Consider the following 12,694-nt stretch of genomic DNA (forward strand, 5'->3'; position numbering starts at 1 on the left):
CCGTTCCCGGCACTTCAGTGCTGAAGCGTCGAGCCCGAACGGCGGACGATCTTGATGGAGTGTTTCAAGTTGGGCTTGCGCGTCACGCTGATCGCCCGTTGCGTCACCGTGTCCAGCGTGATGTTCCAGAAGCCGGTGCTGGGCACGACGATCTTGGCAGGAAAGCGGTCGAACGCGCCGCCATGGTAGGTATGCCGTCCACCGTTCTTGAAACTGCGGAAGTTGGCATCGCTCATCAGCCGGATATTGCAGGGATTCGAGGACTCGATCACCACGATGTCGCCTTCGTTGAGGTGTTCGCGTTGATGGATAAATTTCACGGCGTTTCCAGAGCAGTTATCAAAACGGCCGCGAGAGTATCACGGCGTTTGAGCAGGGCAACGCCGGGTTCTCATGCCGAAGCCAAATATGGATCAAAAAAAACCTCATGATTGCTCATGAGGTTTTTTTGTTTCCCGGCATCGGTCCGATGATGGGGCTACCGACGCCTTCCCGGCTGAAGCCGGTCCCACTCGTTAAACCATCAAGCCGGGGCGCTGCTGCGGATCAGGTGATCGAACGCGCTAAGCGAAGCTTTGGCGCCCTCGCCGACCGCGATCACGATCTGCTTGAACGGCACGGTGGTCACGTCGCCCGCCGCGAAGATGCCGGGGATGGACGTCTCGCCGCGCTGATCGATGATGATCTCACCGCGTGGCGACAGCTCGATGGTGCCTTTGAGCCATTCAGTGTTCGGCAACAGGCCGATCTGCACGAAGATCCCTTCCAGCTCAACGGTGATTTCCTCACCGGTGAGGCGGTTCTTGTAGCGCAGGCCGTTAACCTTCTGACCGTCGCCGGTGACTTCGCTGGTCATGGCGCTGGTGAGCACCGTGACGTTGGGCAGGCTGTGCAGCTTGCGCTGCAGCACCGCGTCGGCGCGCAGATTGGCGTCGAACTCCAGCAGCGTTACGTGGGAAACAATACCGGCCAGGTCGATGGCCGCTTCCACGCCGGAGTTACCACCGCCGATGACCGCGACACGCTTGCCTTTGAACAGCGGACCGTCGCAGTGCGGACAATAAGCCACGCCCTTGTTGCGATACTGCTGTTCGCCCGGGACGTTCATTTCACGCCAGCGTGCGCCGGTGGCCAGAATGACCGTCTTGCCTTTGAGCACGCCACCGCTGGCAAACTTCACCTGATGCGGTTCGCCGTTCTTGCCCGGGATCAACTGCTCGCCGCGCTGCAGGTTGATGATGTCAACTTCGTATTCCTTGACGTGTTCTTCAAGGGCAACGGCCAGTTTCGGGCCTTCGGTGTGCTGCACGGAGATGAAGTTTTCGATCGCCATGGTGTCCAGCACCTGACCACCGAAACGCTCGGCCGCCACGGCGGTGCGGATACCTTTCCGCGCTGCATAAATGGCCGCAGCGGAACCGGCAGGGCCACCACCGACGACCAGAACTTCAAACGCTTCTTTGGCGTTCAGCTTCTCGGCCTGACGGTCACCGGCGCTGGTGTCGATCTTTGCCAGGATCTCTTCCAGGTTCATGCGGCCCTGGCCGAACAGCTCGCCATTAAGGTAGATGCTGGGCACCGACATGATCTGGCGGTCGGTGACTTCCTGCTGAAACAGGCTGCCTTCAATCGCGACGTGCTGCACGTTCGGGTTAAGCACGGCGAGCAGGTTCAGGGCCTGGACCACGTCCGGGCAGTTCTGGCAGGTCAGCGAGAAGTACGTTTCAAACTTGAACTCGCCGGTCAGGCTGCGGGCTTGTTCAATCGTGTCCTCGGTGGCCTTGGACGGGTAGCCGCCGACTTGCAGCAGTGCCAGCACCAGCGAGGTGAATTCGTGACCCATTGGCAAGCCGGCAAAACGCAGCTTGATGTCCTGACCCGGGCTGTTCAGGGCGAAGGACGGCGTGCGTGCATCGCTGCCATTGGTGTCGAGGGTGATTTTGTCGGAGCTGCTGACGATATCGTTGAGCAATGCCAGCATTTCCTGGGATTTCGCGCCGTCATCGAGGGACGCAACGATCTCGATCGGGCGAGTGATCCGCTCCAGGTAAGATTTCAACTGAGCTTTAAGATTGGCGTCCAACATGATTCGGCTTCCTTTATCTAACACTTGCAGGTTCTGGAAATAACAACGCCCAGGCGATGACCGCCCGGGCGTTTTTTGGGGGCGATGCGGTTTACGTGCTTATGGGCTCATCGCCCCCGATCCGGTCATGACGACTTAGATCTTGCCAACCAGGTCCAGGGACGGTGCCAGGGTAGCCTCGCCTTCTTTCCACTTGGCTGGGCAAACTTCGCCGGGGTGAGCAGCGACGTACTGAGCAGCCTTGATTTTGCGCAGCAGCTCGGTAGCGTCACGGCCAACACCACCGTCGTTCAGTTCGACGATTTTGATCTCGCCTTCCGGGTTGATCACGAAAGTACCGCGGTCAGCCAGGCCAGCTTCTTCGATCAGCACGTCGAAGTTGCGGGAGATGGTCAGCGTTGGGTCGCCGATCATGGTGTACTGGATTTTGCCGATGGCTGGCGAGGTGTTGTGCCAGGCAGCGTGAGCAAAGTGGGTGTCGGTGGAGACGCTGTAGATTTCGACGCCCAGCTGCTGGAATGCAGCGTAGTTGTCGGCCAGGTCTTCCAGCTCGGTTGGGCAAACGAAGGTGAAGTCAGCCGGGTAGAAGAACACCACAGACCATTTGCCTTTCAGGTCGGCGTCCGACACTTCTACGAAGTTGCCGTTCTTGTAAGCAGTAGCCTTGAACGGTTTTACTTGGCTGTTGATGATAGGCATCGGTGAATCTCCTTAGGGTTGTGAAATGAGGTGCTACAAATTCGATGGGGAGGATACTACCCACAATCATCGACAAGGGCTCATTGCCAAAGCTCATGCCAACGATTGGTTTTCACTATAAAAGCGCTTTATGAATAGAAGACCGCGCGAAGGCGGCCATTCTGGTCCGGGGACAATAGTGCCGCAATCTTTCAAATGGATTCAATGAGTTGACGCACCCGCTGGGCGAGCTCGTCGATGCTGAAGGGCTTCGTCAGTAAATCCATACCGGGGTCCAGAAAGTCGCCGCGCACCTCGGCTTCACGCGCATAGCCGGTCATGAACAGCACCTTGAGCTGCGGGCGGTGCTGTCGAGCGACCTCGGCAAGCTGGCGGCCGTTCAAGCCCGGCAGGCCGACGTCCGTCACGAGCAAGTCTACGGGCTCGGCGCCCTGCAACACCGGCAGGGCCTCATGGCTGTCGCAGGCCACTTCAACCCGATACCCCAGCTCCTTGAGGACATCCACCACCAGCATCCGCACGTCAGGCTCGTCTTCCACCACCAGCACCCGCTCACCCTGGCTGGCACGGGGCGGTTCGATTCTGCGGTCTACCGGCACGGGCGACTCGGCGGCATCATGATGAACCGGCAACAGCAAGTCGATGCGTGTCCCCCGGCCCTCCTCGCTGGTAATGCTGACCCTTCCTCCTGTCTGGTTGATAAACCCGTACACCATGGACAACCCCAGCCCGGTGCCCTGCCCGATTGGCTTGGTCGTGAAGAATGGATCAAACGCCCGCGCGATGACCTCGCTGGACATGCCCAGCCCGGTGTCCTGCACACGCAGGCGCACATAATCACCGGGCGCCAGCGCATCCTGAAGCAGCGCGTTATGGGTCAGTTCGGTCTGGATCAGCAGCCGGCCGCCATCGGGCATGGCGTCACGGGCGTTGATGACCAGATTGAGCAAAGCGTTTTCCAGCTGGTGCTCATCGGTGTTGGTCAGGCAGGAGGTTGTGTGCAGATCGACCTCCAGCTCGATGCTTTCGCCGATGGTGCGGCGTAACAATTCCTCCATCGACATCACCATCTGGTTGACGTCCACCGGGCGCTGGTTGAGCGACTGACGGCGGGCGAACGCAAGCAGGCGATGGGTGAGCGAAGCGGCCCGATTGGCCGAACTCATGGCGGCCTCGATGTAGCGGTCGATTTCAGAGACACGCCCCGCCGCGACCCGCCGCTGAATCAGGTCCAGCGCGCCGAGCACGCCAGTCAGCATGTTGTTGAAGTCGTGGGCGATGCCACCGGTCAACTGGCCAATGGCGTCCATCTTCTGCGCGTGGCGCAACGCTTCCTCGGCCTGAGCGCGCTCGCTGATCTCGATCTGCAGCCGCTCGTTGCTCTGAGCAAGCTCTCGCGTGCGCTCCGCCACGCGCTGTTCAAGGCTCTCGTTGAGCTCACGCAGTGCGTCTTCGGCGCTGACCTGCGCGGTAATATCGGTGCTGGTGCTGAGCCAATAGGTGATGTTGCCGCGCTCATCGCGAATCGGCAGCGCGCGGGACAGGAACCAGCGGTACTGCCCGTCTTTGCCACGCAACGGGAAGGTGTCCTCCCACAGCGAACCGGTGGCGAAGCAACGCTGCAGCCGCGACTCGACCCGCTGGCGATGGTCGGGGTGATGCAAGGACCGCCAACCCAGGGCCATCATCGCCTCATGGGAGGTGCCGGTGTAGCTGTACCAGCGTTCGTTGTACCAATAGATTCGCCCGGCGGGTTCGGCGATCCAGGCGAGCTGACTCATGTTGTCGGCCAGCGTGCGAAATTGCCGCTCACTTTCTTCAAGCGTTTCGGTTCTGGAAAACGCCTGGTCGTCGGGTCCTGCTGGATTCAAAGGCATGGCTGCCAAAAAACTCGTGCTGGTCAAAGAATGGGTCCGTCCCTGAAATCTGTTGCCGCCCGGCTCCCTCCATGGACACCGGCCCTTCATGTGTAGCGATTGGTGCGATTGCGCAGCCTGAGCCTAGCGCGTTGGCGTGCGCATGGTGACAAATTCCTCCGCCGCTGTTGGGTGCACGCCGATGGTGTCATCAAAAATCTGTTTGGTAGCGCCGGCTTTCAAGGCAATCGCCAGGCTCTGAATGATTTCCCCCGCGTCCGGCCCGACCATGTGGCAACCCAGCACGCGATCGGTCTTGGCATCGACCACCAGCTTCATCAGGGTGCGTTCCTGATTGTGGGTCAGCGACAACTTCATGGGCCGGAAACGGCTCTCGAACACCTGCACATCATGCCCGTCTTTCTTCGCTTCGCTTTCGGTAAGCCCCACGGTGCCGATGTTCGGCAGGCTGAAGACAGCGGTCGGGATGTGGCGGTAATCCACCGGGCGAAACTGTTCAGGCTTGAACAGCCGCCGCGCAACCGCCATGCCCTCGGCGAGCGCCACGGGCGTGAGCTGCACGCGACCAATGATGTCGCCGACGGCAATGATGGACGGCTCGGTGGTCTGATAGTCCTCGTTGACCTTGATGAAACCTTTGTCATCCAGTTCGACGTTGACCGTCTCCATGCCCAGATTGTCGAGCATCGGGCGTCGCCCGGTGGCGTAGAACACACAGTCTGTGTTGAATGTGGTGCCGTCGTTCAGGCTGAGCTGCAAGGTGCCGTCGGCCAGCTTCTCGATGGAATTGATTTCAGTCTTGAAGCGAATGTCCATCTCGCGCTTGGCGAGTTCTTCGTGCAGATGAGTGCGTACGCTCTCGTCAAAACCGCGCAGGAACAGCTCGCCGCGGTACATCAGCGACACCTCCGCACCCAGGCCGTTGAAGATCGAAGCGAACTCCACCGCGATGTAACCGCCACCGACCACGACGACGCGCTTGGGCATCTGTTCGAGGAAGAACACTTCATTGGAGGTGATGGCGTGCTCGCGACCCGGGATCTCAGGGATCTGCGGCCAGCCGCCGGTGGCAATCATGATGTGTTCGGCGGTATGCACCTGACCATTGATCTCGACTTCATGAGGGCCGCGCAAGCGAGCGTGGCCTTCCATCAATGTCACGCCGCTGTTCGCCAGCAGGTTGCGGTAGACGCCATTGAGACGGTTAATTTCATGATTTTTGTTGGCGATCAGCGTGGGCCAGTCGAAATGCGCCTCGCCGCTGTTCCAGCCATAGCCTTTGGCTTGCTCGAATTCTTCGGAAAAATGCGCGCCGTAGACCATCAGCTTCTTCGGTACACAACCCACGTTGACGCAGGTGCCCCCCAGATAACGGCTCTCGGCGACGGCCACGCGCGCACCGAAACCGGCGGAGAAACGCGCCGCCCGTACGCCGGCCGAGCCCGCGCCAATTACAAAAAGGTCAAAATCGTAGCGCATGTGGTTCTCCTGAGCGAAGCGTAAGCATAACCGCTTGAGCGCGCTCGGCAAGGGCTGCAAGGCATAAACGAAAAAGCCACCCGAAGGTGGCTTTGTGTGGCAGTGCAGCTGAAAGGCGGCTGCCGGTACAGATGATTACTGCGTCGATTTGCCGGTCTTGTAGAAGTGCTCGAAGCAGAAATTGGTCGCTTCCACGTAACCTTCAGCGCCACCGCAATCGAAACGTTTGCCCTGGAATTTGTAGGCCAGCACGTTGCCTTCGGCGGCTTGCTTCATCAGGGCGTCGGTGATCTGGATCTCGCCGCCTTTGCCTGGCTCGGTGTTTTCGATTTTATCGAAAATGTCCGGCGTCAGGATGTAGCGACCGATGATCGCCAGATTCGACGGGGCGTCTTCCGGCTTTGGCTTTTCAACCATGTCGGTGACGCGGAACAGGCCCGGCTTGATCTCTTCGCCAGCGATCACGCCATACTTGTTGGTTTCGTTCGGATCGACTTCCTGGATCGCAACGATGGAGCACTTGTACTGCTGATGCAGTTTGACCATCTGCGCGAGGACGCCGTCACCGTCCAGGTTTACGCACAAGTCATCCGCCAACACCACGGCGAATGCTTCGTTGCCGATCAGCGGACGACCGCTCAGGATCGCGTGGCCCAGGCCTTTCATTTCGGTCTGGCGAGTGTAGGAAAAGCTGCACTCGTCGATCAGGCGACGGATACCAACCAGGTATTTTTCCTTGTCGGTGCCTTTGATCTGGTGCTCCAGCTCGTAGCTGATATCAAAGTGATCTTCCAGCGCGCGCTTGCCGCGGCCGGTGACGATGGAAATCTGATTCAGACCCGCAGCAAGTGCTTCTTCCACGCCGTACTGGATCAGTGGCTTGTTGACAACCGCCAGCATCTCTTTTGGCATGGCCTTGGTCGCTGGCAAAAAGCGAGTGCCGTAACCGGCTGCAGGGAACAAGCATTTCTTGATCATATAAATCCTTGATGAGGCTGGGGGTGTTGCGGCGCAGTCTAATGAGGCGGCGATAACCTTACAATGCCCGCTACTGGCCGTTCGCTGCCTAGGTAGAGGAACACTGACGCAGATAGTTCCGCACATAGCGCTGCTGGAGCGTGCAGAAGGTCAATCTTCACGTGAAAAGCATTATTCGCCGCGAACGTGCCACGCTTCACCCACTGATTATGTGAATTCCATCCTGTCCTGGGTACAAGGGCATCCAGCGCCTTGCAACGGCCGTTCAATGACTCGGCAAGCGTAGCCCGATTCGCTGCGGCACGTGTGAAATTGTGCGATTCCCCAACGGCATTTGGCTTTATCATGGCCGCCTGAAATTACTGATCGAGATAAGTCGATGGCTGAAGTCAAAAACGTTAACGGTTACCTGATAAAAAAACTGCAGGACGGCCAGTGGTGGCTGGTCGGTCATGATGACGAGGCGGTTGCAGGCCCGTTTCCCAGCGAGGGCAGCGCTGTAGAGGTTGCGGCGGTGTTTGAAGACACCCCGGCCCCGCGCCGCAAGGCTGACAAGAAAGACTGACTGCGGATGCGGCCGCCTCTGCAAGGGAGGGGGCCGTCGGCGGGTGGACAGGCCGGACGTAGCTCCCGTGCGCGATTTCTGAAAAAAATGTCGGGTGATGCCGGAACGATGGCACTGCGCCCCAGTCTCAACAGAGCAATTTCCACACCGCCCCTCATCGCGAAGCTCTCCACCATGATCAAAATCCTGTCCGTCATTGCTGTACTGGCCCTGACCGGGTGCGCGACTGCGCAGAATACGTATCTGAAAAACGGCAAAGAAGCGCTGAGCATCGACTGTTCAGGCGAAGCGATGTCGTGGGCCGCCTGCTATGAAAAAGCCGACGCCTCGTGCGCGGGCACCGGCTACAACATCGTCAGCACCAACGGCACCCCGCAACCCAAGGAAGACGACAAGACCCTGGGCGTAGACGTGGGCAACTACAAGAACCGCACCGTGCTGGTCGTCTGCAAGTAACGCGACACCCGTCACTCACCCGAGATGCACGCCGTCACGGCATGCTGTACATCCTTCGGCCGCAGCGGGTTGTTCGACATGCGCTCGAACAGTTTGATCGAGCTGCCGCTGGAGCGCGTCTCGATGTCGACGATGGCGGCCGGATCGGTGCTCAGCAGTTTTTGCGGAACGATGATGCGCAGCCCCTCATGGTGCGGCTCGATCTGTGGCGGCTTGCGGCTGTCGGAGATGCGTCCGACGAAGCACGCGGCGTAATCCTTTGGCGACTTGCCGGACATCACGCTCATCGTCGCCGGGGTGTGTTCGATGTCTGTGACTGTGGCGCAACCGGTCATCGCCAGCGCCAGAATAACAACCGCCAATTTCATACAATCCCTCCAGTAAAGGTGCTTACGACAAGCCTGACCCTGATTAAATCCCGCGCGCCCGATTTTTAGCGTGACTGCCGCGCTCACCGCAGCACAATAAAAACCCGCGCGGTGATCAATGCTCAGGCCCGCCGTGCTATCGTTTCGGGTTTTCGCGAATGCCTGTCTCCGGAGACACCCATGAAATTCGTCCACCAGCGCGAGCACCTCAACGAAGACGACATGGTCGTCATCGAGTGCTCCCAGCTCTGCAACATCCGCCTGATGAGTGATGCCAACTTCCGCAGCTTCAAAAACGGCGGCCGCCACACTTACCACGGCGGCGCCTTCGACCGCTTCCCGGCGAAGATCGCGGTGCCCAGCACCGGTTTCTGGAACATCACCATCGACACGGCCGGACGCAAGCTGGACAGCCACGGTGGGCGCAAAACCGCCTTCACCCATTCCATCAAGATCGTCCGCCGTTCGTCTTCGCGCCTGAGCTGACCCGCCACTGCCCATCATTGAACACCGGCTGGCGTGAAAGCTTTGTATTTTTCGCGAGCATCCGGCCAGCGTTATCAAGGAGCCAATTGTGACCACCCCTGCCCCCGTCATCAAATACGCAATCAGCTACAAGCTCAATGGCGAACGTCGCTTTGAATTCGCCCTGTTGCAGTCGCCTTCGGCCGAGGAAGCGCTGGCGGCCTTGCAGAAGATGCACGGCAGCGATGACGATGTCATCAGCGACGTAAAGGTCAGCAAAGCGCTCTAGTGCATCACGACGCGGAGGAGCCCATGGCGATACAGCGCAAAGGCACGAGCCCGGCGACGTTTGATCTGTTCGCCGATGAGCCGCTGCAGCCACCGGCAGTTGAACAGATTGGCCCGGCGTCGTTCGTGCTTCGCGGCTTCGCCCTGCCGTTGGTTGATCGGCTGTTGCCAGCGCTTGAGTCGGTGCTGATTCAGGCGCCCTTTCGCAACATGGTGACCCCGGGCGGGCATACGATGTCGGTGGCACTCAGCAGTTGCGGTGAGTTCGGCTGGACCACGGATCGCAGCGGCTATCAGTACACGCGGATCAATCCTCAGACTGGCCAGCCCTGGCCGGCGATGCCCGATGTGTTTATGGAGCTTGCGCTGGCCGCCGCCCGTGAAGCGGGGTTTGTCGGGTTCATTCCGGATGCGTGCCTGATCAACCGGTATATTCCTGGCGCGAAGATGAGCCTGCATCAGGACAAGGACGAGCACGGTTATGAATGGCCGGTGGTGTCGGTTTCATTGGGGCTGCCGGCGATGTTTCTGTTCGGGGGGCACCAGCGCAGCGATTCCAGTCAGCGCGTGCCGTTGCTGCATGGCGACGTGGTGGTCTGGGGCGGGGTTGACCGCTTGCGCTTTCACGGGGTGATGCCGGTCCGGCAGGGGGAGCATTCTTTGCTGGGTGAACAGCGGATCAATTTTACTTTTCGCAAGGCGCGGTGATTGGGGTCTCCAGCGGGGTCGGGGTCAGCATCAAGATCAAGATCAGAAGCGTCTGCCTGGGGGCAGACTGTTTCGCCTTCGGCGAGTTACTTTTGAACAGCACCAAAAGTAACCAAAAGTGCCTGCTCTCGGTTTGGCCCTCCTTCGTCGGGTTCCTTCACTCCGGTCTTGCTCCGTGGCCCCGCCGCCATCCGCCATCCATGGCGGGGGGCGGCTCTCGCGGCATCCATGCCGCTCGGCCCACTGCGCAAGACCTGCGTTCAGCCTGCACCCAGGTCGCGTTTGGCGGTGTTTGGCTTTCTGTGCTGGAAATCAAGAGCAGATCAAGAGCAGATCAAAAGCGGATCAAGAGCAGATCAGGAGCAGATCAGGAGCAGATCAGGAGCAGATCAGGAGCAGATCAGGAGCAGATCAGGAGCAGATCAGGAGCAGATCAGGAGCAGATCAGGAGCAGATCAAAAGCTTCCCGGCTGAAGCCGGTCCACAGAGTGTATGCGATGCACGGTCGTGCCCACGCCGAGCGTGAGAACGGGTTCCTTGCACGATCGTGCCCACGCTCTGCGTGGGTATGCATCCCGGGACGCTCCGCGTCCCTTGTCGGCGAAACCCGTTCGGTTGACTGCACGCGGTGTTTTTGTAGGACCGGCTTCAGCCGGGAAGAGGCCGGTGTGAGCAGCCTCGGTATTTCGGCATGACCAAGCTTGCTGGCGACACCAGTTTGCTGACCGCACGCGGTGTTTTTGTAGGACCGGCTTCAGCCGGGAAGAGGCCGGCATGGGCACCTTTGCTGACGGGGCGTGACCAGGTCTGGTCTGGTCTGGTCTCGCCCCATCACCAACGGACGCTAACGCTCGACTCGCTAGAGCCCCGCAGCGGCGCGGCTTTTTACCGGGCATACGGCGCGGTGCAGATTCAGGGCGGTGTTGATGATGCCGATGTGGCTGAAGGCCTGGGGGAAGTTGCCGAGCATGCGGCCTTGCTGGGGGTCGTATTGCTCGGCGAGCAGGCCGACGTCATTGCACAACCCACACAGCCGCTCGAACAAAATGCGCGCTTCTTCCTCTCGGCCTTGCAGCACGTAGACGTCCGCGAGCCAGAATGAACACACCAGGAACGTCCCTTCACTGCCAGCCACGCCGTCGGTGCTGCGTTCGCTGTCGTAGCGCAGCAACAGGCCGTCTTTCATCAAAGACGCTTCAATGTGCCTGACCGTCCCTGTAACGCGAGGATCGTCGACCGGCAGGAACCCCGTCAGGGCAATCTGTAACAGGCTGGCGTCCAGCTCGGTACCGCCGTAGGTCTGCACAAAGCTGCCCAGCACTGAGTTGAAACCGTTGGCGCACACGTCGGCATGGATCTGCTCGGCAACAGCACGATAATGCTCCCCGCGCTCGCGATCTTCCGGGTTTTCACTGAGCGCGAGCACTCCTGCGGTACGGTCGAAGGCCACCCAGGCCATGACTTTGGAGTGGGTGAAGTGCCGAGGCTCCGAGCGAATCTCCCAGATACCGGCGTCTGGCTGGTGCCAGACTTTTTCCAGAAACGGCATGATCACTTTCTGGATTTCCGTGCTGCGCGGCAGCACTGGCAGGCCGCTTTTCAGCGCCTGAGTCATTGCGTCGGCGACTTCGCCGTAAACGTCCAGCTGGACCTGACTTGCCGCAGCATTGCCCACCCGTACCGGACGCGACCCTTCGTACCCTGCCAGCCACGTCAGTTCGTACTCGAGCAAACGTCGCTCCCCGGCCAGGCCGTACATGATCTGCACCTGCTCCGGATTGCCCGCGACCGAACGCAGCAGCCAGTTGCGCCAGGCAGTGGCTTCCTCAAAGTAGCCGAGGTTCATGAACGCCAGCAGCGTCATGGTCGCGTCACGCAGCCAACAGAACCGGTAGTCCCAATTGCGCTCGCCACCCAACTGCTCGGGCAGCGACGTCGTGACCGCTGCGACGATGCCGCCGGTTGGCGCGTAGGTCATCGCTTTGAGCGTAATCAACGAGCGCTTGACCTGATCAGTCCACGGTCCGACGTCCGGGCAACGCCCGGAAAAATCTTGCCAGAACGACTCGGTTTGCTGCAACGCCGACTCGATATTGAACCCTGCACGCACCGGCTCGTGAGAAACCTGCCAAGACAGGGCAAAGCCGAGTCGTTGCCCCGCCTGGACGGTAAAGAGGCTTTCGGTGTGGTGATCCATGGGGTGCAGATCCGCAGGCGTGCGCAACACCAGCATGTCGGGTCCAGCCACGGCAGTCATCGTGTGCAAGTTGCGCTTTTCGACCCACGGGACACTGCTGCCGTAGTCGAAACGGATCGCCAGATCCATTGCAAAGTCGACTCGCCCTTGCACACCGACAACCAGACGGACCACGCTGCTATCGATGTCCATGGGCATGAAATCGATGAGCAGCGCCTGCCCTGTTTCAGTGGTGAACAGGGTTTCCAGAATCAACGTACCGTCGCGATAACTGCGGCGTGACTGCGCGTTGGCGTCGGCCGGTGCCAGCTTCCAGCGCCCGTTGTTGCTGTCGCCCAGCAGCGCGGCGAAACAGGCGGGCGCGTCGAAGCGCGGGAAGCACAGCCAGTCCAGTGACCCGTCGCGGGCCACCAGCGCTGCGGTACGGCAGTTGCCGAGCAGCGCGTAATCTTCGATCAATGCAGCCATCGAGCGGTTATTCCTCTAGGTGGATAGCGCCTGCTGCGTTGCAGCAGTCCCGCCAACGCT

Annotated in this window: 12 protein-coding genes and 1 pseudogene; 5 read left to right on the forward strand and 8 right to left on the reverse strand. The window is 59.9% G+C overall.

Annotated elements, in window-relative coordinates:
- Nucleotides 1–14: 14 nt before the first annotated feature.
- The 6 genes and pseudogenes from LT42_RS05585 to galU all read right to left on the reverse strand — a co-directional run bounded on the left by LT42_RS05585 (nt 15) and on the right by galU (nt 7,119).
- A complete protein-coding gene (locus LT42_RS05585; RefSeq protein ID WP_037010602.1) occupies nt 15–320 on the reverse strand; it encodes a DUF1883 domain-containing protein in 306 nt (101 codons plus the stop codon).
- Nucleotides 321–523: 203 nt separating this feature from the next.
- Nucleotides 524–2,086, reverse strand: a complete 1,563-nt coding sequence (gene ahpF / locus LT42_RS05590; RefSeq protein WP_037010604.1) for an alkyl hydroperoxide reductase subunit F — start codon at nt 2,084–2,086, stop codon at nt 524–526.
- 135 nt (nt 2,087–2,221) lie between these two features.
- Nucleotides 2,222–2,785 carry an alkyl hydroperoxide reductase subunit C gene (ahpC, locus tag LT42_RS05595; RefSeq protein WP_037010606.1) on the reverse strand — a complete coding sequence of 188 codons (564 nt, stop codon included), beginning with the start codon at nt 2,783–2,785 and terminating at the stop codon, nt 2,222–2,224.
- Between the two features lie 191 nt (nt 2,786–2,976).
- A pseudogene (locus tag LT42_RS05600) lies at nt 2,977–4,635 on the reverse strand (hybrid sensor histidine kinase/response regulator); the annotation flags it as partial.
- Between the two features lie 150 nt (nt 4,636–4,785).
- Nucleotides 4,786–6,141 carry a glutathione-disulfide reductase gene (gene gorA, locus LT42_RS05605; RefSeq protein ID WP_037010608.1) on the reverse strand — a complete coding sequence of 452 codons (1,356 nt, stop codon included), beginning with the start codon at nt 6,139–6,141 and terminating at the stop codon, nt 4,786–4,788.
- A 135-nt stretch (nt 6,142–6,276) separates the two neighbouring features.
- A complete protein-coding gene (gene galU, locus LT42_RS05610) occupies nt 6,277–7,119 on the reverse strand; it encodes a UTP--glucose-1-phosphate uridylyltransferase GalU (RefSeq protein WP_037010610.1) in 843 nt (280 codons plus the stop codon).
- 379 nt (nt 7,120–7,498) lie between these two features.
- Here galU and LT42_RS05615 point away from each other — a divergent pair, with 379 nt between their 5' ends.
- Nucleotides 7,499–7,684, forward strand: a complete 186-nt coding sequence (locus tag LT42_RS05615) for a hypothetical protein (protein WP_037010612.1) — start codon at nt 7,499–7,501, stop codon at nt 7,682–7,684.
- A gap of 174 nt (nt 7,685–7,858) precedes the next feature.
- Nucleotides 7,859–8,140 (forward strand): hypothetical protein, encoded by a 282-nt coding sequence (locus LT42_RS05620; RefSeq protein ID WP_037013008.1) that lies wholly within the window; start codon nt 7,859–7,861, stop codon nt 8,138–8,140.
- A gap of 11 nt (nt 8,141–8,151) precedes the next feature.
- Here LT42_RS05620 and LT42_RS05625 read toward each other — a convergent pair whose 3' ends face one another.
- The gene (locus tag LT42_RS05625) at nt 8,152–8,508 is read right to left on the reverse strand and encodes a hypothetical protein (protein ID WP_037010614.1); all 357 of its coding nucleotides are present in this window, start codon (nt 8,506–8,508) and stop codon (nt 8,152–8,154) included.
- Between the two features lie 180 nt (nt 8,509–8,688).
- Between LT42_RS05625 and LT42_RS05630 the strand changes: the two genes are divergently transcribed.
- From LT42_RS05630 to alkB, 3 genes are all read left to right on the forward strand, one after another.
- Nucleotides 8,689–8,994: a DUF1883 domain-containing protein gene (locus LT42_RS05630; RefSeq protein ID WP_037010615.1), complete on the forward strand. Its 306-nt coding sequence runs from the start codon at nt 8,689–8,691 to the stop codon at nt 8,992–8,994.
- Between the two features lie 88 nt (nt 8,995–9,082).
- Nucleotides 9,083–9,262 carry a hypothetical protein gene (locus LT42_RS05635; protein WP_037010616.1) on the forward strand — a complete coding sequence of 60 codons (180 nt, stop codon included), beginning with the start codon at nt 9,083–9,085 and terminating at the stop codon, nt 9,260–9,262.
- Nucleotides 9,263–9,285: 23 nt separating this feature from the next.
- On the forward strand, nt 9,286–9,969 hold the full coding sequence (alkB, locus tag LT42_RS05640) for a DNA oxidative demethylase AlkB (protein WP_037010617.1): 684 nt from the start codon (nt 9,286–9,288) through the stop codon (nt 9,967–9,969).
- 859 nt (nt 9,970–10,828) lie between these two features.
- On the opposite strand, the gene LT42_RS05645 is transcribed toward alkB, so the two are convergent.
- Nucleotides 10,829–12,634 (reverse strand): glycoside hydrolase family 15 protein, encoded by a 1,806-nt coding sequence (locus LT42_RS05645; RefSeq protein ID WP_037010618.1) that lies wholly within the window; start codon nt 12,632–12,634, stop codon nt 10,829–10,831.
- Nucleotides 12,635–12,694: the final 60 nt, after the last annotated feature.

Origin of the sequence: Pseudomonas lutea, from assembly GCF_000759445.1 — a bacterium.
Classification (GTDB): Bacteria; Pseudomonadota; Gammaproteobacteria; order Pseudomonadales; family Pseudomonadaceae; genus Aquipseudomonas; species Aquipseudomonas lutea.